Raw genomic sequence first — 25,978 nt, forward strand, 5'->3', positions numbered from 1 at the left:
GGGTTAAGACACCTCCCTTTCACGGAGGTAACAGGGGTTCGAATCCCCTACGGGTCATTTCCATTCCCGGGCGCTTAGCTCAGCCGGGAGAGCATCTGCCTTACAAGCAGAGGGTCGGCGGTTCGATCCCGTCAGCGCCCACCATATTTGCGGTCGTGGCGGAATTGGCAGACGCGCTAGATTCAGGTTCTAGTGGTGTAACAGCCGTGGAGGTTCGAGTCCTCTCGACCGCACTAGCAGCATCAACACCCAGTCATCGGCTGGGTGTTTTTGTTTTTTGATCCGATAAAAGGAGGGAAGGGTTTGAAGAACAACCGGATTCCTGTAATGGCCAGCATCATACTGGCTATGCTGATCTCCTCGATGGACACGACCATCATGAATACGACCATGCCCGTAATTGCCAAAGAATTAGGGCGCCAGGAATGGTATGCCTGGACCTTCGCATCCTATATGATTTTCTCCACTGTGATCGCGCCGATCGCAGGAAGGCTGTCGGATATGTTCGGGCGGAAGAAGGTATTCGGTGCGGGCATCATTCTTTTTACCTTGGGCTCGATGTTGTGCGGCTTGTCCGGTACGATGATCCAACTCGTTATCTTTCGCGGCATCCAGGGCTTCGGTGCCGGGTTCATGATGCCGTTCCCGGCGATTATTGCTGGGGATTTATTTGCCATCGAGCAAAGGGGGAAGATCCAGGCCTTCTTCTCGGCCATGTGGGGGATCGGCTCCGTCGTGGCCCCCTTGCTAGGCGGATTCTTCGTCGAGCAGATGACCTGGCGCTGGATCTTCTACATCAATGTTCCGATCTGTCTCATCTCCCTCGTTTTGCTTCATGCGTATAAAGAGGTCTATGCGCCCAAAAAAGCGAAAGTGGACGTGACCGGTGCGATTCTGTTCTCCGCGGCAATCAGCCTCTTGCTCTTAACGACGGTTGTAGAATCCGGACAGGTGTGGTACGGTGTAGCTGGAGTGCTGCTGTTGGCTGGATTTATCCAGTTCGAGCGGAAAGTCGAAGCACCGATCCTCCCCTTGGACCTCTTGAGAAATCCGCCTATCGCTTGGATGATCGTGAATTCGTTCCTGGCCTGTGCAGCCCTCTTCGGGACCTCCAGCTATATTCCGCTGTATCTGCAGCAGGAAGGTTACTCCATTCTCTGGAGCGGCATCCCGTTGGTGGGAATGTCTCTTGGGTGGATGGCGGTCTCCATCAAGGCGGGCAAATGGATCGTCTCCAGGGGCTACCGGCCGCTTCTTCTGTTAGGCAACGGGGTATCCACGGTATCGGGAATCCTGTTGGCTTGGTTACAGGAAGGCAGTGGGCTCTGGTACGTCAGCTTGGCCATGCTGCTGCAGGGGGTCGCTTTCGGGCTCATCGTTACGGTATCCATTATCGGCGCGCAGCAGCTCGTAGGAGCCCATCGGAAGGGAATCTCCACTTCGCTTCAGATGTTTGCGCGCAACATCGGAACGGCCATAGGGGTAACAGTCATGGGGGCTTTGCTGAACAGTGCGGCGCATTTCTATGATGGAATCACACATGTGTTCCTATATGGATTGATCGTAAGTATACTGGCGTTGGCGTCCGCTTGGTTCATAAAGGTTTCGCCTGCGGCCGGGGGATCTCAACAACAATCTTAGAGGAGTGACTGTCGGATGTGGCTGCCATCATTCAGTTTGGAAGGAAAAACGGCGCTGGTGACCGGGGCTGGGCGGGGGATCGGAAGAGCTCTGGCTTTGGGCATGGCGCAAGCGGGTGCAGATGTTGCCATCGTCTCCCGTACAAAAGAACATCTGTTGGAGGTTGCCGAAGAAATCGGCAAGCTCGGCCGTAAGGCATACCTGTTACCGGCGGATGTTACCTCGCGTGAGCAAGTGGAGGCCGCGGTGGCATCGGCAGTTGCCCAAGCGGGCCGGGTGGATGTGCTGGTGAACAACGCGGGGATGAATATCCGGACGCCGGCGCTGGAGGTGACGGATGAAGAATGGGAGACCATTATCCAGACGAATCTGAAGTCCGCATTTATGATGTCTCAGACCGTCGGACGTCACATGAAGGAAGCCGGAGGAGGAAGGATCATTAACGTGTCTTCCGTGGCTGGGCACGTGGCTCTGCGTACCGGAGTGGTCTACGGCTCCACCAAAGCGGCGCTGATCCAGATGACCAAGATTCTGGCTCTCGAATGGGGCAAGCACAACATCCTGGTCAATGCTATCGGACCCTGGTACTTCAAGACTCCGCTGACGGAAAAGCTGCTGGAGGACGAACATTTCGTCCAAGAAGTGCTGTCGCGAACGCCGCTGAAACGGATCGGCGATCTGCGGGATCTCGTCGGCCCCGTAGTGTTCTTGTCCTCGGAGGCTGCCAACTATGTCACGGGACAAACCTTGTTCGTAGACGGCGGCATGACCATATACGGCTTCTAACAGAAGAACTCCCTGGCAGACAGCCAGGGAGTTCTGTTCGGAGAAAGCTTATCTGAGTTCCACCCAACCGTCCGTAAACGCATCCTTCCGCCGCGCGAAGGTGACGACGACCGTCTCTCCTTCCTTCCGGGAGAGGAGAGGCTGGGGCTCAACGGGGGAGGGCAACCGGACGGCCTTGATGAATTCATCGGAACGGCGTTCTTGCCGGAGTGTGCCGTCCACATCGTCCTTGACCGAATATTCGACTGTATAACGGCCTCGGATAAACAACCGATCCTCCCAAACGCGTACCGCCCATTTGGTCACTTTTTGGCCTTCGGCTGGGGTGATGACGACCTTGACCTCCCGGTCCAGATCATGGACCCGAACGTACGGCTCTGGACCCCGGAATTCATCTAACATCCGGACGAATTGTTGGGAGGTCTTCGCCACCTGCTTCATGATTTTCTCCCAATCTTCCCACATGGCTGACACCTCGATGCACCTGTTTTGCTACATCATATGTGGGCGGATGGGCAAGGGTTCGCCTTAGGCTGCCTTGGAGGAATTCGCGGTCCCGTAACGATTCAACCCTAGAATACGGCTCATCGGGAAAACCTGACGAACGGTCATGGCGATCGGAGCGGCGATTAGAGCTTTCACGGCATCACCCGGCAGATACGGGTAACAGCCGGCGGACATGGCTTTGGCGAAAGAGTAACCGGCTACGTTTGCCAGCCAAGGCACACCGCCTACATACAACAGGAGGGAACCGAAGACCTCCATAGCGGCGAACAGCGCGACCATGGAGAGGCCGCGGCGGCCTTTGAGCCTGGAGGCAACCCAACCGATTCCAAGGGCGGCCAAGGGGTCCATCCATAGATAACCGCCGGTAGCTCCGAGCAGAAGCGAGAGCCCGCCGCTGCCATGGATGATCGGTAGTCCGAGCGCGGTCAAGAGGAGGACCAGGGCGATGCTCAGGAAGCCATAGAGAGGACCTAGTATGGCGCCCGCCAGCATCACGACGAAGTTCTCGAGCGAGATCGGTACCGGAGAGAAGCCCAACGTAACGTTCAGATAGCTGGACCAGATGAACAGAGCGCTGAAGCATGCGGTAAATACGAGAGCACGGGAGTTCAATCGAAAAGCCATTGTCTTTCCTCCTTTTATTTGTTAACCTAAATTACAAGGCCGTGGTTAACAATCAATATTTGCCATTGTAGCATGGATGAATCGGGTTGACCAGATGGTGGTGACATTTTTTTGAACGAGGTATGGATAGCGTTGGAGCAAGTGGATGTATATCTGCCGGATCGGGAGAAGCCTCTATTAGAAGGCTTATCAATGGAGGTTCAATCGGGGGAATGGCTCGCGGTCGCCGGACGCAACGGATCCGGGAAGAGCGTGCTGGGCAAGCTTCTCGCCGGCTTGGAAGGGCGTTATACTGGTACCATCCTCCGAGCTCCCATGGGAGAAACGAAGCAAGTCCGCTGGGTGATGCAAAATCCGGAAGCCCAGCTGATCGGAGAGACTGTCCTGGAGGATGTGCGGTTCGGTCTGGAAAACAGGGGCTGTTCTCCCGAACAGTGCCGTTCCGATGCGGAGTATGCCCTTAGTCTGTCGGGGTTGAACGGGCTGGAGGATAAGCCGGTCCGCCAGCTCTCCGGCGGCCAGAAGCAGCTTCTGGCCTTGGCCGGGGCGATAGCGATGAAGCCCGCGGTCCTGATCGCCGACGAGATTACCTCCATGCTGGATCCCGCCTCAAGAGCGCGGATCATGAGCGTCCTCCACGATCTGAAGCAGGAGGGAACGGCGGTCGTTATGATCACCCAGCTGCTGGAGGAAACGGTTCACTGTGACCGGATTATCGCACTGGACCAGGGACGGATCGGTTATGACGGAACGCCTTCCGGATTCTACTATGAAGGAACGGGCGGAGATCCGGCCGCTTGCGAGAGAATGGGAATGCTGCCGCCGTATACGGTGCGGTTGGCCAAGGAGCTGCAGAAGCGCGGGATTCGAATCCAAGGGGACCCCATGACTCCGGAGGAATGGGAGAGGGCGGTGATGTAACATGAAAGGGATTGTGCTGGAAAAGGTATCGTACCGTTCCTCCGGCGGCTCGTCTATTCTTCACGGGCTGGACCTGCATATCCGGCCGGGGGAGATCACACTGATCGCCGGCCGTGCGGGCGCAGGCAAATCGACGCTTCTCCAGGTGATGGCGGGACTCCGGAAGCCGGATATGGGCGGGGAGGTCCGAATCGGCGATGAGCCGTTATGGGGGGGGAAGAAGCCGAATCCGGCTCTGATTCGTAAGATCGGCTATGTGCACCAGGTTCCGGAGCACCAGTTCTTCCTGCCCAGCGTCCGGGAGGAGCTCGAATATTCCTTGAAGCCCTTCAAGCTATCCGCGGCGGAACAAGAGCACCGAATTCGAACGGCTCTTCAGCACTGCGGATTGTCTGACGAGCTGCTAGACCGTACTCCCTTTTTCCTCTCCGGAGGGGAGAAGAGGAAGGCGGCGTTGGCCTCCGTCTGGGTGACCGAGCCGGAGTGGCTGCTCTTGGACGAGCCGTCATCGGGGTTGGACCCCGCAATGGGAGCATGGCTGGCAGACCGGCTGATCGAATGGAAACGGAGCAAAGGCGGGGAAGGAGGCGTCGTTATCGCCACCCATGATCTGGACGTGTTCCTTCCTGTTGCGGACCGGGTGGTCATGCTGTTGGAAGGAACGGTATTCGGAAGCTGGACGGCTTCGGAGCTGGAACGGCTGCCCGATCTCTGGGAGGATGCCGGTATCGGGATGACGGACAGTATCAAGCTGGCGGCCTGGACCGGATCAGCAAGTGGAGAGAACGGGTTCAGCGTGTCCGCCTTAGCAGACCGGTGGATGGAACGGCTTCAAGCCCGAACGGAGCCGTTGATGACGGAACCGGAAGAACCGAATGCCAAACAGCACGTTCGGAGGCAGAATTCTCCCAACGGCTTGCCTTGGAAGCAGGAACCGCTGAGTGCCTCATCACGGCATTCCAACTTGAACCGGCTGGATCCCCGGACCAAGTGGCTGATCTATCTGATGTTCAGCGCTGTTGTACTGCTTCAACCCGTATGGACCGTTACTTCAGCATCCATGCTCATGGTGATCGGGTTAGGCGTGTATGCCGGGATCAAGCCCGACTATTGGCTCAAACCGCTGACTCCCATGCTTCTGTTCATGCTGCTTTCGTTCGGCATCGCAGGATTGGAGCTTTCCTTATCTATTCATCCTGTATCCGTAACAGGGGTGCATTTCGTATGGAGCCAAGGGGAGCAGGCAATCGAGCGGCTCGCCTCGTTCCTTCCCGTAATGGCGGCGGGAATCCTATTCGGAAAGACGACGGATCCCATCACGATGCAGAAGGGGCTGGAGAAGCCGCTGCAGGCCTTTCCGCGCTTGAGGCGGGTAGGGCAGGTCCTGGCATGGAGCACATCGCTGATGTTCCGATTCATGAGATGGGTTCCAACCGAGTTGGAGCGCTTCGCCATGCTGGCCGCTTCCCGCGGGAAGCGCGCAGTTACTCCGGGTAAGATCCGCCTAAGCCAGCTCCCGGCATTCTTCACCCCGCTGCTGCTGGCAGCCATGCAGCATGCAGAGGACGTAGCCTTGGCCATGGAAGCCCGCGGCCATACGGGCTCCGGACAGGAACGCACGAATGCCGTTCCGCTGCATTTTACAAGGCAGGACGGAACGGCATTCGGAATCGGAATCGTTATGGTTGGGATCTTGGTTCTGGCTGGCCGGTTCTAAGAGTCTTCAGCAGACTTCCATATAGAGCTTGGTTCCGTCGAAGTACTTGAAAACAGCGACTTCTCCTACCATCTCGATGGAGGAGATCTTGCGGAGCTTGCGTCTGAATTCGAAATTCAGCTCCATGGATACGAACAGCTTCTTCAAGGCATCGACGGAAGCGGCTTCTTTATTGAAGAACGTAACCGGAATGGTACGGTCCTTAAATTTGATGACGGTCGGTTTCATTAGTTATTCCCTCCTAACACTCTCTTATCTATGAAACTATCATATCGGAAAAAAGTTAGAATCCTTTCAGAGGGATATCAAAAGGGCATTATTTTTCCTAACAGATGTTTAACCATTTGGAAGAAAAAAGAGGTTGCACGAAAATGCAAAGGTGTGGTATATTGTAATTCCGGCCGGGATAACCCGTGTCGAACATATGCGGTCGTGGCGGAATTGGCAGACGCGCTAGATTCAGGTTCTAGTGGTGTAACAGCCGTGGAGGTTCGAGTCCTCTCGACCGCACTACGTATCTCCTCCTGCGGGAGGACATGTCGAGACGTGGCTCAGCTTGGTAGAGCGCTTGCTTCGGGAGCAAGAGGTCGCAGGTTCGAATCCTGTCGTCTCGATAGATAAGGAAGAGAGAAAGAAAACGCATGCGGCGGCTGTATACGCTGCTTGCGTTTTTTTTCATGCAGAGGGAGCGGCTTCGGTGCTGGCTGACGAAGATTGAAGGGCTTCAATCACTTTATAATTATTATTACGGTTAACTTCTTGTCTTCATTCCTGCTGGGTGCAATCGCTTTGCAGGATTCCTGTCTGCTCTCTTCTGCAAGATGAATAGGGGTCCGAAGAACATAAGCAGGTATCTTCGTCATCATTTGTACAAACGTTTGCGCAAAGAAAGAAAAATGTCTCGAAATTTTTGTACAAACGGTTTCGCAATTGGTGAAAAGGCTTTATAATGAGGATATCAATCGGGGGAGGGAATCCATGGGTACAATAAAAGCATGCTTATTCGACTTGGACGGCGTGATCGTAGATACTGCCAAATATCATTATCTCGCCTGGAGGCGGCTTGCGCAAGAGCTGGGCTTCGATTTTACTGTCCGGGACAACGAAAGGCTTAAGGGCGTCAGCCGAACCCGCTCCTTGGAGATCCTGCTGGAGATCGGGCAATTGAAGCTGGACGAGGCGGAAAAGGTGCGTCTCGCGGAGAAGAAAAATGTATGGTATGTGGAGTACATTACCAAGATGGACAGGTCGGAGGTTCTGCCCGGCGTGGAACCGTTCCTGAAAGCGCTGCGCCAATCCGGCATCCGGATCGCCTTGGGCTCGGCCAGTAAGAATGCCATGCTGATCCTGAATAATACGGGCATGACGCCGTATTTTGACGCGATCATTGACGGAACCCGCACGGCGGCTGCTAAGCCCGACCCCGAAGTGTTCCTCTTGGGTGCCCAGGAACTTGGTGTGAGTCCAGGGGAATGTGTGGTGTTCGAGGACGCGGAGGCGGGAGTGGAAGCGGCCAAACGCGCAGGGATGGCTGTGGTCGGTGTAGGCCGGGCGGAGACGCTCCGGGAGGCGGATATGGTAATGGAATCGTTCCAAGACATCATAGATCCCATGAAAGCCGAACGTTGGGCTTTTCTTTTTGGCCCTTTAGCGCAAACGTTTGCTCAATCTGTCGATTGAAATATGGGGAAGGGTTTTGGTTTGAAACGAACGATATTTTTCCCAAAATGCGGCATCCTATAGGGTGGCGGATCGAAGAAGGAGAGTGGATCTAGGATGAAACAATATCTGAAGCTGGACGAATGGAATATTATCGAAGAGGGCTTCGATCCGGAGAATCATGAGATCTCGGAGAGCATCTTCAGCATCGGCAACGGCCATATGGGCCAGCGTGCGAATTTCGAGGAGCATTATAGCGGAAGGTCTCTGCAGGGCAGTTACATGGCCGGTGTATATTACCCCGACAAAACCCGTGTGGGATGGTGGAAAAACGGCTATCCCGAGTATTTCGCCAAGGTGCTGAATTCCACGAACTGGATCGGGCTGGATCTGGAATTCGACGGCGTCAGGCTGGATCTTGCCCAAGCGCAGGTGCGTGATTTCGTCCGGACGCTGAACATGAAGGAGGGCTATCTGAAGCGCACGTTTACGGCGGTGTTGGACGGTGGCCGGGAGCTCCGCGTGGAAGCCGTCCGTTTCGTCAGCATGGCGGAGAAGGAAATCGGCGCCATCGAATACCGCGTTACCCCGGTCAACGTGGACGGAACGCTGAAGCTGACCCTCTATCTGGATGCGGACGTGAAGAACAAGGATTCCAACTATGACGAGAAATTCTGGGATGCCGTATCGGAGGCCAACGAGGACGGATTCGCATCCCTAACGGTGAAGACGAAGAAGCTGGATTTCTACGTGACCTCCTCCATGAAGTGTGTGGTTACGGCCGGCGGCCGGCCGGTTCAAGGCACGGCTGATCTGCTCACCGCCGAGAAGAAGGTCGCACAGGTGCTCCTGGTCCCGGCGTCCAGAGGGCAGGAGATCGTCATCCGGAAGTACGTCTCCAATGTCACTTCCCGGGATTACGGTGTGGCGGAGCTGTTCGAGACCGGCCGGAAGCGAGTGGAGGAGGCGGCTGCCAAAGGCTTCTCGCTCTTGCTGCAGGAGCAGGCGGCCGTATGGGCCGGGAAGTGGAAGGAATCCGACATCGTGATCGAGGGCGATGTCGCGGCGCAGCAGGCGATCCGCTTCAACATTTTCCAGCTGAACCAGACCTACACGGGAGAGGACGAGCGTCTGAATATCGGGCCGAAGGGCTTCACAGGGGAAAAATACGGCGGCAGCACCTATTGGGATACCGAAGCCTATTGCCTGCCGTTCTACTTGAGCACGGCTGAGGAGCGAATTCCAAGAAATCTGCTTGTGTACCGCTACAAGCACCTGGAGAAGGCGAAGGAAAACGCAAGGAAGCTGGGTTTCGCCAAGGGTGCGCTCTATCCGATGGTGACCATGAACGGCGAAGAGTGCCATAATGAGTGGGAGATCACCTTCGAGGAGATTCACCGGAACGGCGCCATCGCTTATGGGATCTTTAACTATGTTAATTATACAGGTGATAAAGCATATTGGGGCGAGTACGGCTTCGAGGTGCTGGTGGAGATCTCCCGGTTCTGGGAGGAGCGAGTGCATTATACGCCAGGCAAAGACAAATATGTGATGCTGGGCGTCACCGGTCCCAACGAGTACGAGAACAACGTCAACAACAACTGGTACACGAACCGGATCGCTGTCTGGACCATGGAGTACACCCTGCAGGTGATGAAGGAGCTGGAGGCACTGGATCCGGCGCGTCTCCAGGATCTCAAGACCAAGCTGGGGCTCCGTGACGAGGAGACGGCGAAATGGAGGGAGATCATCGCCAAGATGTATTATCCGGCGGATGATTCCCGCGGCATCTTCCTGCAGCAGGACGGCTTCCTCGACAAGGAGCTGATTCCCGTATCGGAGCTGGACCCCAAGCATCTGCCGCTGAACCAAAAATGGTCCTGGGATCGGATCCTTCGCTCCTGCTACATCAAGCAGGCGGATGTGCTGCAGGGCTTGTACTTCCTCGGCCACCTGTATGATCGGGATACGAAGAAGCGCAACTTTGACTTCTATGAACCGATGACGGTTCACGAGTCCTCTCTATCGCCCTGCGTCCACTCCATTCTGGCCTGTGAACTGGGCTACCAGGAGAAAGCCTATGAGATGTACCTGCGGACTGCACGTCTCGATCTGGACAATTACAATAACGATACGGAGGACGGCTGCCATATCACCAGCATGGCGGGGACCTGGATGTCCGTGGTTCAGGGCTTCGGAGGACTCCGCGTGCAGGACGGCGTCCTGGTGCTGAATCCGTTCCTTCCGGGACATTGGAGCGCGTTCTCCTTCAAAACGATGTTCCGCGGCGCCTGCTTGAAGGTTGAGGTTGGGAACGGCCGTGTAACGGTTACGAACGAAACGGCTCAAGAGGTGTCCGTGCGTATTCAAGGCCGAGACCGGAAGGTTGCGGGCCATGGGGCCTTGACGGAAACCTTGGCTGGAGCTCCGGTCTAATCGGAAATAACAAGGCTATCCCTAACGGGGTAGCCTTTTGTACTATAACAGTTCTGCCGTGTGCATAAACCGATTTTTTTCTTGGTATTTCTTGTTTTATTCCCTTTGCACTTTTCTGGATATTTTTGTACGATTACACTTGAATGAACAAGGTGCCCTGATAATGGGGAACTGACGAAGATATCAGACTCTTACATCAAGATGAGGAAGTCATGCCACGGGTCTACAGAGACGATCTAAGGCAGCGGGGCTGCCGTACGAAGGAAGCGTTCTTGGAACCGCACCGGTGACGGCTGGGGTTCTTTTTGTTTTTTTTCGACGGCAAAACCGAGAGTGATTCACGACAACAGGAGGGAAACAACGATGGTTTTGAGCCAGTGGAAGGGAAAGGTTGTGCAATTCTTAAAGCAATTAAAGGTTTCGCAAAAACTGATCCTCCTTTCTGCCGTTTCTCTGGTATTCATGGCGGCGGTGGGCATCAGCGGCTTCGTCTATCTTCAGCAGATGAAAGCCGGTCTGGAGGACATGTACTACAACCGGATGCTGCCTGTGAAGTGGACCAATGCGGCTCGAGCGCACCTGCGGGCGGCGGAGGCGGATACCTTCCGGATGATGATGCTGAAGGAGCCTGCCGAGCGTTCGCTCCTGGAGAAGGAGATCGCAGAGGAGAACGCAAGCTACGACCTTCTCCTGAAGGAGCTGGAAGGAAGCGATTTGGACGCAGAGGAAGCGCAGAGATTGGAGAAGCTGAAGAAAGCGACCGTGTTGTACCGGGAGCAAAGCAGTGTTGTGGTTGGCATGTTGAAGGAAGGAGACACCGGAGCCGCCTTCAGCAAATATACGACCTTCGCTACCGGTCTGCTGGATGGACTGAATACCATCTTGGAGCAGATGGCGGATCATAACGCCGAGGTGGCGGATCAGATCTATGCCGAGCGCCTGAAGGCGTACCGGGTGGCCGTGGCCGTATCGGTCACGGTGTTCATACTGGCTCTGGCCTTGAATTCGGTCGTCGGCATGTTCATTGCTCAATCCATCACGCGGCCGATCCGCGAGCTTCGCAGGCTGACGGCCCAAGCGGCAGCGGGGGACATGACGGTCCGCAGCAGCTACGAATCCCGGGACGAGCTTGGAGAGCTTTCCGTGTCGTTCAACCGGATGCTGGAGGATACGGGGCGGATTATCCGCCAAGTATTGGATGCGTCCGGTCAGGTTGCAGCCTCCTCGGTGCAGCTGAAGGCCAGTGCAGAGCAGACCGGACGAGCCAGCGAGCTGATCTCCTTCTCGGCGCAGGAGGTAGCCTCCGGGGCGCAGGAGCAGGAGACAAGGGTGCAGGAGGGACTGGATGCGGCGCAGCAGGTCGCGGAGCTGGCTGCGACGGTGGCCAAGAGCTCTCAGGTGGTGGCCCAGCAGGCTGTGCAAACGGCCGACGTGGCACAAGAGGGCAGCCGCAAGGTACGCGTAGTATCCAGCCGCATGACAGAGATCGATCATGCTGTCCGTGAGCTGGCGAAGGCGATCCATATCTTGGAGGAACGGTCCGGCCGGATTAACGGGATTGCAGCCGTCATGAAGGAGCTTGCCAGTCAGACCAATCTGCTGGCGCTGAACGCATCGATTGAAGCGGCGCGTGCGGGAGAGCATGGTCTGGGCTTTGCTGTGGTGGCCTCGGAGGTCCGGAAGCTGGCGGAGCAGTCCATACGGGCATCCCAGCAGGTTCAGGGACTGGTGACGGACATCCGGGTTCAGACACGGGAGGCGGTAATCTCCATGGGCTCGACCTCGGAGCAGGTCCAAGAAGGGATCGGCATTGTGGAAGAGACGGACCGGTTCTTCGGACAGATCGATAAGTCGGTAGTGGAACTGGCATCCAAGATCCAAGAGATGTCCTCGGGCGCGGGGATGATGGCGGACCAAACCGTGGTGATCGGGACCGCCATGAATAGGATCTACGGCATTACAACGAAGTCCGCAGCTGAGATGCAGCACATGTCAGCAGCTACGCAAGAGCAGCTGGCCACCATGGAGGAGATGGCTTCCTCCACCAACCAGCTGGCCTCGATGGCATCGGATATGCAGAGTCTGGTCGAACAATTCAAAGCCTAGCATGCGCAAGCAACCCTCCTCCAGTTCCGGCAGCGGAAATGGGGGAGGGTTGCTGTGTTATACGGGCTCTAGGACTTCAGGATCCGTCCTGCGGATTCCCTCACCACCAGACGATGCGGGATTAGAATCCGGTTGCGGGCGGAGCCCTCTTCATCTTGGATGGAGGCAATCAGTGTCTGGGACGCCGTATAGCCCAGCTGATAGATGCCGATGTCGATGGTGGTCAAGGGAGGGCTGGTAAGCTGGGTCATGGCAATGTTATTGAAGCTGACCAGGCTGATATCCTCCGGCACCTTGAAGCCGATTTCGGTCAGCCCCCGCAAGACGCCTATAGCGACGACGTCATCGATGACCACCAGAGCCGTAGGAGGCTCCGGGAGGCTCATGATCATGGACATGGCCCGGTAGCCGCTCTCCTGCAGAAACTCGCCTTCCACCGTCCATTGATGCTTCATCGGAAGGCCGGCTTCCTTCAACGCCTGCTGATAGCCTTCCATCCGGTCCTGGGAGATGACCAGATGGGGAGGGCCGCTTACGAACCCGATCCGTTCATGCCCCTGGGCAATCAGATGCTTGGTTGCATCGTAGGCGGCCTGTACATTATTCGTGTCCACCGACAGAATGTCGTCGAATTCCGGCGAACGTCCGATAAGGACGAAAGGGAATCTGTCGTCGTGAAGGAAGCGGATCACCGGATCGTTCCGCCGGGAGGACAGCAGGAGGATTCCATCGACGCGCCGCCCCTTCACCATCCGGGTGATGGCTTCCACTTCCTCTCGCTCGGTAGCGCCCGAGGTCATGAGAAGGTCGTAGCCTGCGCGTGAGGCATGGGACACGATGCCCCGGATGAATTCCGAGAAGAACAGATTCAGGAACATCTCCTCCGCCGGACGGGGAAGGATGATGCCGAGGGTCCGAGTCGTCTTGGACACAAGACTCTTGGCCATCATGTTGGGATGGTACCCGAGCTCCTCCATGATGAGCTTGATTCGGGACGTAGTGGCCGGGCTGATTCTCGTGCTGCCGGAGATGACCCGGGACACGGTGGAAGGGGAGACGCCCGCCCGTTTGGCGACGTCTTTGATCGTGACCATAGCTGTGAGCCTCCAAGGGATGCAAACGTTATTTCCGTTCCTCTTATGGTACCGAAAACGGTGTCGAAAGTAAATCGAAAAAACGCATAAGGGGAGCTGCGGGGCGGTGTGGAAATGGAAAAAGATGCAATTCTGTGAAAAACGGACCTAGGCGGAGCAATTGCCAAAGAATGGGCGAAAGGCAAGCAAAAATGAAATGCGCAAACGTTTTAACAAAATAAGCTCATCATGTATCATGAATTTATCCCATAAAGCGCTTACCATTCGTGAATAAAGCCGGATTCTCGAAGAGGATCCGATTATTTAGCGGATTTTGCACAAACGTTTGCGCTATTATCGGCGATATTCGGCTTCCTACATAACCTGAAGGGTGGTTCATGAAACATGGATTACAAGAAAGCGGTATCGGTTCTAATGGCGGGAACCTTGGCGGCCGGCTTGACGGCCTGCGGCAGTACCAAGGACTCTAACGGCGAGTCGGGAGCGACAGCGTCTCCGGCGGCACAATCCTCGGCTTCCGCTGCCCCGCAGGAGGAGACCCTGCAGCCCGAAAAAGGAGCGAAGCTCCTCGTATGGGATTCCGGTGATCAGAAGGATTTCATTCTGGAGGTGGGCAAAGCCTTCGAAGCCAAATATGGTGTGAAGGTGGAGTATGCGGAGGTAGGGGCTGACAAGGCCATGAACCAGATGCTGACCGACGGTCCGGCCGGCGTGGGAGCCGACGTGTTCAAGGCCGTCCACGACCGAACGGGCAGCGGGGCTTCCGCAGGGGTGATCCTGCCGAATGATTTCTTCGAGGACGAAACCAAGAAGAGTGCTTACGATACGGCCATCTCAGCCGTCACCATCAATAATATGCTGTACGGTTACCCGGTATCCGTGGAAACCACAGCTGTGTATTACAACAAGGACCTGATCCCGAGTGTCCCGGACAACTGGCAGGGCGTGATTGATTTTGCCAAGAAATTCAACGATCCGGCCGCTAACAAGTACGCCTATATGTGGGAGGCGGGCAACGGCTACTGGAGCTACGGCATCTTCAGCGGCTATGGCGCCTATGTCTTCGGCAAGAATGGCACGGACGCCAATGACATCGGCATGAACAACGCCGGAGCGGTGGACGCGGGCAAGTTCTTCCAAGGCCTGAAGGATATTCTGCCGGTTAAGACAGGAGATATCAACGGCGACATCCGCAAGTCCCTGTTCGAGCAGGGCAAGCTGGCCATGAACGTCAGCGGTCCCTGGGATAAAGGCTCCTACCAGAAGGTGGTCAAAAATCTCGGCGTCGCCCCATATCCGAAGCTGCCCAATGGCAAGCCCATGAAGCCGTTCTCCGGCGTTAAAGCCATCTTCGTCAACGCCAGCACCAAGTACCCGAATGCCGCCAAGCTGTTCGCCAACTTCATCTCCTCTCCGGAATGGCAGATGAAGAACTATGAACAATTCGGCAACCTTCCGGCGGACAAAACCGTTGCGGCCAGCGACAAGATCAAGAACGATCCCATTGCGGCCGGCTTCCTGAAGCAGTTCGAAACCTCCGAGCCGATGCCCTCCATCGCCGAGATGAAGCTGTACTGGGATACGGTCGAAGCGGCATTGGGCGCCATCTGGAACGACAAGGCCGACGTGAAGACCTCCTTGGATGCGATGGTGAAGCAGATGAAGGACGGCATTGCCGCCAGCAAAAAATAAGGCTACACCGTGCGAAAGGCTGTGGAAGAGATGAATGAACCTCTGCAAACCGCCGTGGCGGTGGCGGACCGGAGCCGTCATGCGCGGACGGCAGCGGTGCTGTCGGTGCTGGGCATGGGCTTCGGCCAGCTGTACAACCGGCAGTGGATGAAGGGTTTGCTGTTTCTGGCGCTTCATGCAGCGGGCATCTTCCTGCTCGTGACGCAATGGATCGGCGGCCTGGCCGGACTAATAACGCTGGGGGATACTCCGACCCAGCTGGTGAAGGTCGGCAAGGTCTATAAGAATGTGGAAGGGGACCACTCGGTCTTCCTGATGATCTACGGCTTGATCGCACTTATGATGCTGGGGATCTGGCTCGTCGTCTATGCCATCAGCATCCGAGACGCTTACTTGACGGGCAAGCTCCGGGAGCAAGGCCGGAGCGTTCCCTCCTTTGCCCAGACCTTGCGGAACCTGAATATGAAGAGCTTCCCTTACCTGCTCTTGGCGGTTCCGGCTGTCGGGGTCCTCTTTTTCACCATTCTGCCGATCGTGTTCATGATCCTGATGGCCTTCACGAACCACTCGGCGCCGGATCACATTCCACCGAAGAATCTGGTGGACTGGGTCGGCTTCGCCACCTTCAAGAACCTGCTGTTCCTGAAGGACTGGAGCTATACGTTCTGGCGGGTGCTGGGCTGGACCTTCGTCTGGGCCATCAGCGCCACGCTGACCTGCTACTTCGGCGGCATCCTGGTTGCGCTCTTGATCCAGCAGAAGGGCATCCGCTTCAAAGGAATGTGGAGAACGCTGTTCATCATTCCTTATGCGATTCCGCAGTTCATCTCGTTCCTCATCATGCGCAACCTGCTAAACGAGAACTTCGGGCCGATCAACCAGTATCTGGGCTACTTCGGGCTGGGCAAGGTCCCGTGGCTGACGGATCCTCTCATGGCCAAGGTCACGGTGATTCTGGTGAATATGTGGGTCGGCATTCCCGTGTCCATGATCCTGGTGTCGGGCATCCTGACCACCATTCCGAAGGATCTGTACGAAGCCTCCGAGGTGGACGGCGCCTCCGCCTTCCAGAAGTTCCGCAGCATTACGATGCCTTACGTGCTGTTCGCCACCGGCCCGATCCTCATCATGCAGTTCGCGGGCAACATCAACAACTTCAATGTCATCTACCTGCTTACCAAGGGCGACCCCAAGACCGTGGACTTCGCCTACGCAGGAACGACGGATCTGCTCGTGACCTGGCTCTACAAGCTGACGCTGGATAATCAGAAATACAATTACGCATCCGCCATCGGGATCATCATCTTCGTCATCATTGCGTCGTTCTCGCTGTGGAACTACCGCCGATCCCGTTCGTTCCGAGAGGAGGATATGATCCAATGAGGAAAGGCCTGAAGTTGAGCCTAAGCTACGCGCTCCTGATCCTGCTGGCGGCGGCCTGCATCTACCCCGCGCTCTGGATCGTCATGTCGTCCTTCAAGGTCGGGGACTCGCTCTTCAGCGAGACGCTGATTCCGAAGCAGCTGACGCTGGACCATTACCGGGATCTGTTCGCCGGGAAGGCGGATAAGGATATCCGCTATGCCCGCTGGTACTGGAATACGCTCAAAATCGCCACGTGCAGCATGCTATTGGGCACGTTCATCCAGATTCTGACGGCATACGCCATTTCCCGTTTTCGCTTCGCCGGAAGGAAGACCATCATGTCGACGATTCTCATCCTGGGCATGTTCCCCGGATTCATGAGCATGATCGCCATCTTCATCATTCTGCTGCAGATGAACCTGCTGGATACCCATCTGGCGATCATCCTCGTCTATGCGGCCGGATCGGCGCTCGGAATGTTCGTGGCCAAGGGATACTTCGACACGATTCCGAAGAGCCTGGACGAAGCGGCACGGATCGACGGGGCTTCCCATTGGCAGGTGTTCACCAACGTGATGCTGCCGCTGTCCAAGCCGATCATTACGTATGTTGGGCTCATGACCTTCACGGGAGCTTGGGTTGACTTTATCTTCGCCCGTCTGATCCTGCGCTCCCGGGAGAATTGGACCCTGGCGGTCGGCTTGTGGAATCTGGTGGATTCGTTCCAGAGCACGGAATTTACCCTCTTCGCGGCAGGAGCCGTCCTGGTGGCGGTGCCGATCACGATCCTGTTCATGTTCCTCCAGCGGTTCCTGGTGGAGGGCCTGACAGCGGGGGCCTCAAAAGGTTAATGTAATTAAAAATTAATCATGTAAAAGGTGGTTTGGGATGAAGCTCTCACCCCGTAAACGCAAGCTCCTTTGGATAGCCGTATGGACCTGCGCCTCAGGCTTGATCGGCGGATGCAGAGGAGATGCTTCTCCGGAGTCGGGGGTCGGCAGCCCTGGCGGAATCAAGTCTCACACCGCGGCATCAGGGACGGCGTCACCGCTCGCCCAAGCGGATGAAGTGCCGGATGAACAGCCCGGGCGGGTGTATTACGAAGTATTCGTGCGCTCCTTCCGGGACTCCGACGGGGATGGGATCGGCGACCTCCGGGGGCTGACAGATCAGCTGGACTATCTGAATGACGGCGATCCGGCCACGGATTCGGATCTGGGCGTGGAAGGGATCTGGCTGATGCCGGTTCAGCCTTCCCCCAGCTACCACGGGTATGACGTGACGGATTATTACGGGATTGAGCCCGACTACGGCACCATGGAGGATTTCCGGACCTTCTTGTCGGAAGCGCATAAACGTGGGATTCGGGTGATCATGGATCTGGTGGTCAACCATACCAGCTCGGAGCACCCCTGGTTCAAGGATGCGGCGTCGGGTCCCGCTTCTACGAAGCGCCTTTGGTATACGTGGGCAAGCGAGGGAACGAACCTGTCGGAGGGCAGCGCTACCGGATCTCCGGCTTGGCATCCGGTAAAGGAGGGAGGGAACGGTCACTACCTCGGCACCTTCTGGGAAGGGATGCCGGACCTGAACTTCGATAATCCGGAGGTGCGCCGGGAGCTGGCTTCCGTCGGACAGTTCTGGCTGAAGGAAGGGGTCGACGGCTTCCGGCTTGACGCAGCCAAGCACATCTACGAGAACCTGTCGTCCGACCGGGGCAAGAAGGAAACGGCGGAGAAGAACCTGAGCTGGTGGAAGGATTTCCGTTCTGCGCTCGATGCGGTGAACCCGAAGGCCTATCTCGTCGGGGAGGTCTGGGAGAATTCCGCCGCGCTGGTGGCTCCGTATTTGTCGGTCTTCGACTCCAGCTTCAACTTCGGGACAGCCGCCGAGATTCTGAAGGCCGTCCAATTGGAGAAGGGCGGCTCCATTGCCTCCAATCTGGAGAGGATCTACCGACTCTACGCCAATGCCTCGGGCAGCCGCTTCACCGATGCCGTCTTCTTAACCAACCATGACCAGGACCGGGTCATGAGCGTGTTGAACGGCAGAGTGGACCAAGCGAAGATGGCGGCCGCGATGCTGCTGACCCTGCCGGGGAATCCGTTCCTCTATTATGGGGAGGAGCTCGGCATGTCAGGCAGGAAGCCGGACGAGTATATCCGCGAGCCCATGCCCTGGAACGGAGGAGGACGGACGGGGGCGGGCAGCCCATCCTGGCTGGGGTCCAAGTACAATCGGACTAATCCGGTGTCCGTTGCGGAGCAGGAGAAGGATCCGCAATCGCTGTTGAATCACTATAAGAAGCTGATCCGTCTGCGGAACGGCAATTCGGCCCTCCGGGACGGCGGATTGGCCGGCACGACTTATGAGGCGCCGGGCTTGGTGGCTTACAAGCGGGCGACCGGCTCCGAGCAGGTGCTGGTGATGCACAATGTAAGCGCCTCTGCGTTGAGAATCCCGCTCACGGCGGAGGACGCAATATCCTTCCGCAGGCTACTGTTCGGTGATGGCGGGCTGTCCGACGGGACGGTAACACTGCCCGCCTACAGTTCCGCCATTCTGAAGTAACCCATCATGACCCCCGTTCGATCCGGACGGGGGTGTTCGGGTACGGGAAAAATCGGTATAAGAAAAAGATCCCCAGGCCTTGTCCGGCAATGAGGTGTACAATAGGAGGACCCGGATCGGATCAAGATTCGATCTGCATCGTACACTGGAGGAAACGGACGCATGGCCACAATCGAACAATTTCTTGAGCTCGACCTCCGGATCGGAACCATCGTACAAGCGGAGCCGTTTCCCGAAGCGAGGAAGCCGTCCATCAAGCTGGTCATCGATTTCGGCGAGCTGGGACTGAAGGCTTCATCCGCCCAGATTACCCGGCGTTACGAGCCGGAGCAGCTGATCGGCCGGCAAGTCGTGGCCGTGGTTAACTTCCCGCCCCGCCGCATCGCGGGCTTCAAGTCCGAGGTACTGGTGCTCGGCGGCACGCCGGAAGAGGGGGACGTGGTCCTGCTGCAGCCGGACGCCGGGGTCCCCAACGGCACCCCGGTTGCCTGACCGTCTGCCAAAAGACCCGCTCTTCCGGAAGGAAGAGCGGGTCTTTTGGCAGTTCTTCAACGGGTGGCCGGGGCTTACAGCGCCAGCGCCTGAGCGGCGTTCTTCACATCGCCGGCCAAGAGCTGATCCAGGTTGTAGGCGGGATAGAGTCCCCGAACCAGCATGAAGTTGAATACCTTGGCATGGAACTCGATGGCCTGCATCAGATGGGCGACGAATACGCAGCGCAGCTCGGGTGTGGCCGTTTCGGTAATGGCAATGGAATAATTGCGGACGGCTGTCTTGGCAAAGCCGAGGAGCTGGGCGGATTCCGCCCCGATCAGCTCGGGGTGACCGGCCGGTGCATGGCGCTCCATCCCCGGGGCGTAAGGATAGAATTGCAGCAGCTGCCGAAGATTCGACTCGATGGACCGGATCGCTTCGGCATATAAGCCTTGGAGTTCAGGATCCTGCAAAGAGGGAAGCTTCTTCTTAAAGGCGACCAGCTGTCCCGTTTGAAACGCGACCAGCTCATGAAGCTCCATCGTTTCGTGCCATGCCAGATGGGGGGTAGATCCCTGCATAAGGTTCACTGTCACACACTCCCGTTCGTGATAGATACACGGCAGAATATGCGTCATATGGGCGAATGGAATGTTGTCCGCTAGACTTTCTTCCATATCCGGAAGCCGTAAGCAGGAAGCAGGACCTGCAGGGGATCGCCACCGTCGGACGACAGGCTGCCGTTCTCATAGAGCTCCAGCCAATCGCCCTCCGGCAAAGGGACATGCACCGTCCGGGATAAGGGACCGGCGTTCATGGCAATCACGATCCGGGACTCCCCGTCGAACCGTTCATAGATGAGGCGCTGATCGTTCGGCTCGGCTTGAAGGAAGCGGAAGCCCCCGTCCCGCAGCACACGATGGCTTCGGCGGATGCTGATGAGCCGGCGGTAGAAGGCGAGGAGGTCAACATCCTGCTTGGCCTCGTCCCACTCCATGCACTTGCGGCAGCCCGGATCCTGTCCGCCGTCCAATCCGATCTCATCCCCGTAATAGATGCAGGGGGTACCCATATAGCTGAATTGAAAGACGGCCGCCAGCTTCATCTTGCGCTTGTCCCCGCCGCACAGGGTGAGAAGCCGCGGCGTATCATGGCTGTCCAGCAGGTTGAAGGCGGCTTCGCCCACCTGCTTGGGATATTGGGCCATGATGGTGCCGATGGCGTCGGCGAATCGGGCTCCGTCCAGACGGCCCCGGGTGAAGAAGTCCAGCACCGCATCGGTGAACGGATAATTCATCACGGCGTCGAACTGGTCGCCCTGCAGCCACATCATAGAGTCATGCCAGATCTCGCCCAGAATGTAGGCGTCCGGCTTCGCCGCTTTGACCACCTTACGGAACTCTCTCCAGAACGCATGATCCACCTCGTTGGCCACGTCCAGCCTCCAGCCGTCGATGCCGATCTCTTCGATCCAATACCGCGCCACGTTCAGCAGATAAGATCTGACCTCCGGATGCTCCGTGTTCAGCTTGGGCATGATCGGCTCAAAAGCGAAGGTATCGTAGGTTGGGATACCGTCTTGGACCTCCAGCGGAAAGCTGCGGATATGAAACCATCCGGCATAAGGGGAGAGGGTGCCGTTGGCCTTCACATCCAGGAATGGCTCGAAAGTGGCGCCGCAGTGGTTGAACACCGCATCGAGAAGGACTCGGATTCCACGGGCGTGGCAGACCTCCACGAGACGCTTCAGCGCTTCATTGCCGCCGAAATGAGGGTCTACCTTCATATAATCCCGCGTATCGTATTTATGGTTGGTGGTGGCCTCGAAGACGGGTGTGAAGTAGATGGCGTTCACCCCCAGCTTTTCCAGATGGTCCACATGGTCGATGACTCCCTGCAGATCTCCTCCAAAAAAGTTGGAGCGTCCCGGTTCGCCGCCCCAAGGCTCCACCTCCGCCGGATCGTTGGACGGATCTCCATTGGCGAAGCGTTCCGGGAAGATCTGGTAAAACACGGCATCCTTCACCCATGAGGGAGGCGTGAATACATCCGCCCGGTTGATGTAGGGGAATTCGAACAGCCCTGTGGCGTCGGCCGGAGCCTCGGATTGGAAGCCCCGCTCCGTCATATAGGTGCACTGCCCGCGTGCATGCAGCACGAAGGCGTACGTGAGCCGCTTGTAGGGCGGCTTCACAGGGATCTCCCAGAAATCAAAGCGGTCGTTGGATGCGAAGCGGACCATCCCGATCAGCGAACGGGTTGCCTCGAAGGCGTATTTGTCCGCAGCTAGGACTTGGACCCGCTCCACATCTCCGCGTTTGGTCTGAATGCGTAGATAGATGGTTTCGGGGTCGTAGGCGAAGGACCAATTTTGTTTGGGGCGGTGGAAGATGGCTTCAAGCTGCATGGAAGATCGACCTCCTATGAATGGCAAATAAAAAAAGGTACATCCCCGTCAATGCATACGAGGTTGTACCTTCTACAGGTAATCATTGCCTTTAGATTATAGGGGCATTATAGCATGGCTTCGGAAGGATTGGAAGCACCTGACTTGGAAAAGATACGTTTTATGGGTATGGTGTCCCAAGACAGGACAATCGTTTGCATTGCGCAGGTGGAAGAATCATCCTATAATGAAATTCATCAGGTGCAAGGGCCTAGCGTGTGCAATCCTATTCTAAACCGAGGCGGGATAACGTATGGCGGTACAACGGGGCATCGACTATGAGATTCAATACGGAGATCCGGAGCTCACGGGCGGCTTATCGGTCTTCTCCCGGGAGTTCGACGAGTCGTATGCCTATGAGGGAGACGACTTGGGCTGCCATTATAATCCGGATGCTACGTCCTTCGTGCTCTGGGCGCCGACCGCATCCGATGCGGCTGCCGTTCTCTACGACGCCTGGGATGGTGTACCGGCGGCGGAGCTTCCGATGACCCGGGAGGAGCGGGGCGTGTGGCGGGTGACCGTCGTGGGCGATTGCAGCGGCAAGCTGTACACGTATAAGGTCAAGATCAGCGGCCAATGGCAGGAGGCGGTGGATCCTTACGCCAAGGCCGTATCGGTCAACGGAGACAAGGGAGCGGTCCTCGATCTCCGGACGACGAACCCGAAGCGGTGGACCGGGGATAGGCCGCCCTTCGAGCATCCGATCGACGCCATCATTTACGAGGTGCATATTCGGGACTTAACCATCCATCCCTTAAGCGGCGTCCTTCACAAGGGCAAATATCTTGGAGCCTGCGAGCTTGGGACCAAGGGGCCCAAGGGAATCCCGACGGGCTTCGATCACATTCGGTCGTTGGGCATTACCCACGTACAGCTCCTGCCGGTCTATGATTTCGCAACGGAGAGCGTGGACGAAACCGATCCGGAGCGCTCCTACAACTGGGGCTATGACCCCAAAAATTACAACGCGCCGGAGGGCTCCTACGCGTCCGATCCCTTCGATCCGGCGGTCCGGATCCGGGAGCTGAAGACCTTGATCCAGACCTGCCACGACCACGGACTCCGGGTCATCATGGATGTGGTATACAACCATGTGTTCGATGCGTTCCGGGTGAATTTCACCAAGCTGGTACCGGGGTATTACTTCCGCTACAAGAACGACGGGCTGTTCTCCAACGGCTCCGGCTGCGGGAACGATACGGCTTCGGAGCGGCCGATGATGCGCAAGTTCATCGTGGATTCGGTGCTGTATTGGGCCCGGGAGTACCACTTGGACGGGTTCCGGTTCGACCTGATGGGCCTTCATGATATCGAAACCATGCGGGAAATCCGGCGGCGGCTCGATGAGATCGATCCGTCCATCGTGATGCTGGGTGAAGGCTGGATTATGCCGACCGAGCTGCCGGAGGCGGAGCGGGCCAACCAGTGGAACGCCCACCGTCTGCCGGGAATCGGACAGTTTAACGACGGGATCCGCGATACGCTGAAGGGAAGCGTCTTTTCCGAGGGAGATGGCGGCTTCATCAGCGGCAGAGGCGGCTCCGAGCATCATCTGAAGATCGGGATCACGGCGGCGGTGCATTACAACGACCATATCCGAGGCTACGCGGCGGAGCCGGTCCAATCGGTGGCCTATGTAGAAGCTCATGACAACTATACGCTGTGGGATAAGCTGCTGCTCTCCAATCCCTACGATGACGAAGCGACCCGCAAGAGACGGCATAAGCTGGCCAGCGCTCTGGTGCTGACCTCCCAAGGGATGGCGTTCCTCCACGCCGGACAGGAGTTTATGCGGACCAAGGATGGCGTGGAGAACAGCTACAAGTCGCCGGACCTCATCAACCGGATGGATTGGCAGCGCTGTGCGGCTAACCAGGACGGCGTCGAACACATTCGCAGGCTGACGGCGCTGCGGCGGAAGCATCCTGCCTTCCGGATGCGTACGGCGGAACAGATCCGGCGTCACCTCGTGTTCGAGGGCGCACCTTCCGCCTGCGTGGCGTACACGCTTAGGAATCATGCCAACGGGGATCCGGCCAAACATCTGTTCGTCGTTCATAACGGCAACCATCATCCCATCCAGGTTCATATCCCCCTGCCGGGATTGTGGACCCTGGAGTTCGGAGCGGGCGACGCCGGTATATTCGACCGGGTTCATGGCGGCTCCATGACTGTTCAAGGCATTAGCACCGTGGTGCTGGCCGTTTACAAGGATTGGGAGTTGGAGTATTATCACGTATAAGCCGTCAAGATCATCACAGCAGGAGCCCGGCTTCAGATGAAGCCGAGGCTCTTTTTTTTGTATAGGAGGCATCATCCATGCGCAAATCGTTATTAGCCGACAGCGTACTCTTATTCGTTACACTCGTATGGGGCATCATGTTCGTGTTCATCAAGGAGGCGGTGGAGGTCATGGAGCCCATGACCCATCTGGGCGTGCGGTTCGCCCTTGCGGCGCTTCTCTTGTGGGGGGTCTATTCCGCCGGGAGGCATCGGGAACGGGTCTCCGGATTGGCATGGAAGCGGGGCGCCATTCTTGGGTTCTGGGTCGCCTTGGGCTTCATCTTCCAGACCGTTGGCGTTCAATATACGTCCGCTTCCAAGGCGGGCTTCATCACGGGTCTGTGTGTCGTCATGGTTCCCCTCTTGGGAGCCTTGTTCTTCAAGCAAAAGCTGACCCGGCCGGTGCTAGTGGGCCTGTCTATCGCGCTGGCCGGACTGGCCGTCCTGTCCATCCGGGGGACCGAGCCGTTGCAGACGGGGGATCTGCTGGTGCTGGGCTGCACCTTTTGCTTCGCGATCCACATCCTTCTGACCGCCCGGTACACGCCGCACCATCAGCCGATGCTCCTGGCCTGCATCCAGCTCACGGTCGTAGCCTTCCTGAACCTGGCTGCCGGCGCATTGTGGGAGGATCTGGGGGAGCTGGCCGACCCCGGGATCTGGACGAACACCCAGGTGCTTCGAGCGTTGATCATCGGGGCCGTATTCGCCTCGGCGTTGGCCTATTGGGCGCAAACCTACTTCCAGCGATTCACGACGCCGGCCCATACGGCCATCATCTTCTCCTCCGAACCGGTCTTCGCTGCCGGAGCCGCCGTCCTGCTGGGAGGAGAGACGCTCAGCCTGCAAACGGTAGGAGGGGGGGTGCTCATCCTGACGGGCATTCTCATCACCGAGCTGAAAGGATAAGTCCGGTTTCCTTGGCGCATATTAGGAGAGATTCCCAATCCATTGTGAAGGAGACTCCTGACATGCCGCGCAAGACCCTTCCGCTTCTCACCCTGCTCACCGCCGTGCTGCTGTCCGCAGCCGTGATGAGCCCGGATCCGGTCCGCTCCCAGCCGGCTGCCGACACCGACGTCTATACCGTCCAACCCGGCGACAGCTTGTGGAAAATCTCCGTGAAATACCAGATCGGCCTCTCCGAGATCATCTCCGCCAACCCGCAATTCCCTAATCCGGCGCTGATCTATCCGGGGGACAAGGTTACCGTGCCGCTTCTGACCGCCACCAAATCGGTGGAGAACGAGGTCATCCGACTCGTCAACATCGAGCGTGCGAAGAACGGCCTGGCACCGCTCTCGCCCAATTGGCAGCTGTCCCGGGTGGCGCGCTACAAATCGGAGGATATGAGGAACAAGGGCTACTTCTCCCATACCTCACCCACTTACGGCAGTCCCTTCGAGATGATGAAGAGCTTCAACGTGTCGTATTCCACCGCCGGGGAGAACATTGCGGCCGGCCAGACCACGGCTGCCGCCGTGATGGAGAGCTGGATGAATAGCCCCGGGCACCGGCAGAACATCCTGAGCCCGAATTATACCCAGATCGGCGTAGGGTATTGCACGGGGGGCAGCTACCGGTATTACTGGACCCAGATGTTCATCAAGCCTTGAGCGGTCTTGCCCCGGGGGAGAACCACCCCAAAAAAGC

The 25,978-nt window shown here is 57.2% G+C and carries 21 protein-coding genes and 4 tRNA genes; 19 read left to right on the top strand and 6 right to left on the bottom strand.

The window, feature by feature from the left end:
- Positions 1-68: 68 nt before the first annotated feature.
- The 4 genes from ACSEXW_RS25375 (at position 69) to ACSEXW_RS25390 (ending at position 2,427) form a co-directional block, all read left to right on the top strand.
- A tRNA-Val gene (locus ACSEXW_RS25375) sits at positions 69-144 on the top strand.
- Between the two features lie 5 nt (positions 145-149).
- A tRNA-Leu gene (locus ACSEXW_RS25380) sits at positions 150-233 on the top strand.
- 94 nt (positions 234-327) lie between these two features.
- A complete protein-coding gene (locus ACSEXW_RS25385) occupies positions 328-1,641 on the top strand; it encodes an MFS transporter (RefSeq protein WP_438449047.1) in 1,314 nt (437 codons plus the stop codon).
- A 15-nt stretch (positions 1,642-1,656) separates the two neighbouring features.
- Entirely contained in the window at positions 1,657-2,427 is a 771-nt protein-coding gene (locus tag ACSEXW_RS25390) for an SDR family NAD(P)-dependent oxidoreductase (protein WP_438448993.1), read from the top strand.
- A 48-nt stretch (positions 2,428-2,475) separates the two neighbouring features.
- Here the strand turns inward: ACSEXW_RS25390 and ACSEXW_RS25395 are convergent, their stop codons facing one another.
- Entirely contained in the window at positions 2,476-2,892 is a 417-nt protein-coding gene (locus ACSEXW_RS25395) for a hypothetical protein (RefSeq protein WP_438448994.1), read from the bottom strand.
- A 63-nt stretch (positions 2,893-2,955) separates the two neighbouring features.
- Positions 2,956-3,558, bottom strand: coding sequence for a biotin transporter BioY (locus tag ACSEXW_RS25400; RefSeq protein WP_438448995.1), 603 nt, complete (start codon positions 3,556-3,558; stop codon positions 2,956-2,958).
- Between the two features lie 141 nt (positions 3,559-3,699).
- Between ACSEXW_RS25400 and ACSEXW_RS25405 the strand changes: the two genes are divergently transcribed.
- Both ACSEXW_RS25405 and ACSEXW_RS25410 read left to right on the top strand, forming a co-directional pair.
- Positions 3,700-4,479 (top strand): ATP-binding cassette domain-containing protein, encoded by a 780-nt coding sequence (locus tag ACSEXW_RS25405; RefSeq protein ID WP_438449048.1) that lies wholly within the window; start codon positions 3,700-3,702, stop codon positions 4,477-4,479.
- A 1-nt stretch (position 4,480) separates the two neighbouring features.
- On the top strand, positions 4,481-6,196 hold the full coding sequence (locus ACSEXW_RS25410) for an ATP-binding cassette domain-containing protein (RefSeq protein WP_438448996.1): 1,716 nt from the start codon (positions 4,481-4,483) through the stop codon (positions 6,194-6,196).
- Positions 6,197-6,202: 6 nt separating this feature from the next.
- Here the strand turns inward: ACSEXW_RS25410 and ACSEXW_RS25415 are convergent, their stop codons facing one another.
- Positions 6,203-6,424, bottom strand: a complete 222-nt coding sequence (locus ACSEXW_RS25415; RefSeq protein WP_438448997.1) for a hypothetical protein — start codon at positions 6,422-6,424, stop codon at positions 6,203-6,205.
- A 198-nt stretch (positions 6,425-6,622) separates the two neighbouring features.
- Here ACSEXW_RS25415 and ACSEXW_RS25420 point away from each other — a divergent pair.
- The 5 genes from ACSEXW_RS25420 (at position 6,623) to ACSEXW_RS25440 (ending at position 12,397) form a co-directional block, all read left to right on the top strand.
- A tRNA-Leu gene (locus ACSEXW_RS25420) sits at positions 6,623-6,706 on the top strand.
- Positions 6,707-6,736: 30 nt separating this feature from the next.
- Positions 6,737-6,810 (top strand) — tRNA-Pro (locus ACSEXW_RS25425).
- Positions 6,811-7,174: 364 nt separating this feature from the next.
- Positions 7,175-7,876, top strand: coding sequence for a beta-phosphoglucomutase (gene pgmB, locus ACSEXW_RS25430; RefSeq protein WP_438448998.1), 702 nt, complete (start codon positions 7,175-7,177; stop codon positions 7,874-7,876).
- Positions 7,877-7,972: 96 nt separating this feature from the next.
- On the top strand, positions 7,973-10,291 hold the full coding sequence (locus tag ACSEXW_RS25435) for a glycoside hydrolase family 65 protein (protein ID WP_438448999.1): 2,319 nt from the start codon (positions 7,973-7,975) through the stop codon (positions 10,289-10,291).
- A gap of 393 nt (positions 10,292-10,684) precedes the next feature.
- Positions 10,685-12,397 carry a methyl-accepting chemotaxis protein gene (locus tag ACSEXW_RS25440; RefSeq protein ID WP_438449000.1) on the top strand — a complete coding sequence of 571 codons (1,713 nt, stop codon included), beginning with the start codon at positions 10,685-10,687 and terminating at the stop codon, positions 12,395-12,397.
- Between the two features lie 68 nt (positions 12,398-12,465).
- On the opposite strand, the gene ACSEXW_RS25445 is transcribed toward ACSEXW_RS25440, so the two are convergent.
- Positions 12,466-13,491 carry a LacI family DNA-binding transcriptional regulator gene (locus ACSEXW_RS25445; protein ID WP_438449001.1) on the bottom strand — a complete coding sequence of 342 codons (1,026 nt, stop codon included), beginning with the start codon at positions 13,489-13,491 and terminating at the stop codon, positions 12,466-12,468.
- A gap of 384 nt (positions 13,492-13,875) precedes the next feature.
- On the opposite strand from ACSEXW_RS25445, the gene ACSEXW_RS25450 reads away from it, so the two are divergent.
- From ACSEXW_RS25450 to csaA, 5 genes are all read left to right on the top strand, one after another.
- Complete coding sequence (locus ACSEXW_RS25450) at positions 13,876-15,183, top strand: sugar ABC transporter substrate-binding protein (protein ID WP_438449002.1); 1,308 nt, start codon at positions 13,876-13,878, stop codon at positions 15,181-15,183.
- Between the two features lie 30 nt (positions 15,184-15,213).
- Positions 15,214-16,566, top strand: a complete 1,353-nt coding sequence (locus ACSEXW_RS25455; RefSeq protein WP_438449003.1) for a carbohydrate ABC transporter permease — start codon at positions 15,214-15,216, stop codon at positions 16,564-16,566.
- Positions 16,563-17,399, top strand: a complete 837-nt coding sequence (locus tag ACSEXW_RS25460) for a sugar ABC transporter permease (protein WP_438449004.1) — start codon at positions 16,563-16,565, stop codon at positions 17,397-17,399. Before ACSEXW_RS25455 ends, ACSEXW_RS25460 begins: the two co-directional genes overlap by 4 nt.
- A 37-nt stretch (positions 17,400-17,436) precedes the next feature.
- Complete coding sequence (locus ACSEXW_RS25465) at positions 17,437-19,119, top strand: alpha-amylase family glycosyl hydrolase (protein ID WP_438449005.1); 1,683 nt, start codon at positions 17,437-17,439, stop codon at positions 19,117-19,119.
- Between the two features lie 162 nt (positions 19,120-19,281).
- Entirely contained in the window at positions 19,282-19,611 is a 330-nt protein-coding gene (csaA, locus tag ACSEXW_RS25470) for a chaperone CsaA (RefSeq protein WP_438449006.1), read from the top strand.
- A 74-nt stretch (positions 19,612-19,685) separates the two neighbouring features.
- Here csaA and ACSEXW_RS25475 read toward each other — a convergent pair whose 3' ends face one another.
- Together ACSEXW_RS25475 and ACSEXW_RS25480 are read right to left on the bottom strand one after the other, a co-directional pair.
- The gene (locus ACSEXW_RS25475; RefSeq protein WP_438449049.1) at positions 19,686-20,174 is read right to left on the bottom strand and encodes a spore coat protein; all 489 of its coding nucleotides are present in this window, start codon (positions 20,172-20,174) and stop codon (positions 19,686-19,688) included.
- An 80-nt stretch (positions 20,175-20,254) separates the two neighbouring features.
- On the bottom strand, positions 20,255-22,000 hold the full coding sequence (locus tag ACSEXW_RS25480) for an alpha-glycosidase (protein WP_438449007.1): 1,746 nt from the start codon (positions 21,998-22,000) through the stop codon (positions 20,255-20,257).
- A 292-nt stretch (positions 22,001-22,292) separates the two neighbouring features.
- On the opposite strand from ACSEXW_RS25480, the gene pulA reads away from it, so the two are divergent.
- From pulA to safA, 3 genes are all read left to right on the top strand, one after another.
- A complete protein-coding gene (gene pulA / locus ACSEXW_RS25485; protein WP_438449008.1) occupies positions 22,293-24,284 on the top strand; it encodes a type I pullulanase in 1,992 nt (663 codons plus the stop codon).
- Between the two features lie 77 nt (positions 24,285-24,361).
- Positions 24,362-25,234: a DMT family transporter gene (locus ACSEXW_RS25490; RefSeq protein ID WP_438449009.1), complete on the top strand. Its 873-nt coding sequence runs from the start codon at positions 24,362-24,364 to the stop codon at positions 25,232-25,234.
- A gap of 62 nt (positions 25,235-25,296) precedes the next feature.
- Positions 25,297-25,941 carry a SafA/ExsA family spore coat assembly protein gene (gene safA / locus ACSEXW_RS25495; RefSeq protein WP_438449010.1) on the top strand — a complete coding sequence of 215 codons (645 nt, stop codon included), beginning with the start codon at positions 25,297-25,299 and terminating at the stop codon, positions 25,939-25,941.
- Positions 25,942-25,978: the final 37 nt, after the last annotated feature.

Origin of the sequence: Oryzibacillus soli (assembly GCF_051594765.1) — a bacterium.
In the GTDB taxonomy this organism is placed as follows: domain Bacteria; phylum Bacillota; class Bacilli; order Paenibacillales; family NBRC-103111; genus Paenibacillus_AR.

Bases quoted from the DNA above. Each gene is read 5' to 3' on its own strand.
- ACSEXW_RS25385 (WP_438449047.1), top strand. From the start codon at position 328: ATGGCCAGCATCATACTGGCTATGCTGATCTCCTCGATGGACACGACC.
- ACSEXW_RS25390 (WP_438448993.1), top strand. From the start codon at position 1,657: ATGTGGCTGCCATCATTCAGTTTGGAAGGAAAAACGGCGCTGGTGACC.
- ACSEXW_RS25395 (WP_438448994.1), bottom strand. From the start codon at position 2,892: ATGTGGGAAGATTGGGAGAAAATCATGAAGCAGGTGGCGAAGACCTCC.
- ACSEXW_RS25400 (WP_438448995.1), bottom strand. From the start codon at position 3,558: ATGGCTTTTCGATTGAACTCCCGTGCTCTCGTATTTACCGCATGCTTC.
- ACSEXW_RS25410 (WP_438448996.1), top strand. From the start codon at position 4,481: ATGAAAGGGATTGTGCTGGAAAAGGTATCGTACCGTTCCTCCGGCGGC.
- ACSEXW_RS25415 (WP_438448997.1), bottom strand. From the start codon at position 6,424: ATGAAACCGACCGTCATCAAATTTAAGGACCGTACCATTCCGGTTACG.
- pgmB (WP_438448998.1), top strand. From the start codon at position 7,175: ATGGGTACAATAAAAGCATGCTTATTCGACTTGGACGGCGTGATCGTA.
- ACSEXW_RS25435 (WP_438448999.1), top strand. From the start codon at position 7,973: ATGAAACAATATCTGAAGCTGGACGAATGGAATATTATCGAAGAGGGC.
- ACSEXW_RS25445 (WP_438449001.1), bottom strand. From the start codon at position 13,491: ATGGTCACGATCAAAGACGTCGCCAAACGGGCGGGCGTCTCCCCTTCC.
- ACSEXW_RS25450 (WP_438449002.1), top strand. From the start codon at position 13,876: ATGGATTACAAGAAAGCGGTATCGGTTCTAATGGCGGGAACCTTGGCG.
- ACSEXW_RS25455 (WP_438449003.1), top strand. From the start codon at position 15,214: ATGAATGAACCTCTGCAAACCGCCGTGGCGGTGGCGGACCGGAGCCGT.
- ACSEXW_RS25460 (WP_438449004.1), top strand. From the start codon at position 16,563: ATGAGGAAAGGCCTGAAGTTGAGCCTAAGCTACGCGCTCCTGATCCTG.
- ACSEXW_RS25465 (WP_438449005.1), top strand. From the start codon at position 17,437: ATGAAGCTCTCACCCCGTAAACGCAAGCTCCTTTGGATAGCCGTATGG.
- csaA (WP_438449006.1), top strand. From the start codon at position 19,282: ATGGCCACAATCGAACAATTTCTTGAGCTCGACCTCCGGATCGGAACC.
- ACSEXW_RS25475 (WP_438449049.1), bottom strand. From the start codon at position 20,174: ATGCAGGGATCTACCCCCCATCTGGCATGGCACGAAACGATGGAGCTT.
- ACSEXW_RS25480 (WP_438449007.1), bottom strand. From the start codon at position 22,000: ATGCAGCTTGAAGCCATCTTCCACCGCCCCAAACAAAATTGGTCCTTC.
- pulA (WP_438449008.1), top strand. From the start codon at position 22,293: ATGGCGGTACAACGGGGCATCGACTATGAGATTCAATACGGAGATCCG.
- ACSEXW_RS25490 (WP_438449009.1), top strand. From the start codon at position 24,362: ATGCGCAAATCGTTATTAGCCGACAGCGTACTCTTATTCGTTACACTC.
- safA (WP_438449010.1), top strand. From the start codon at position 25,297: ATGCCGCGCAAGACCCTTCCGCTTCTCACCCTGCTCACCGCCGTGCTG.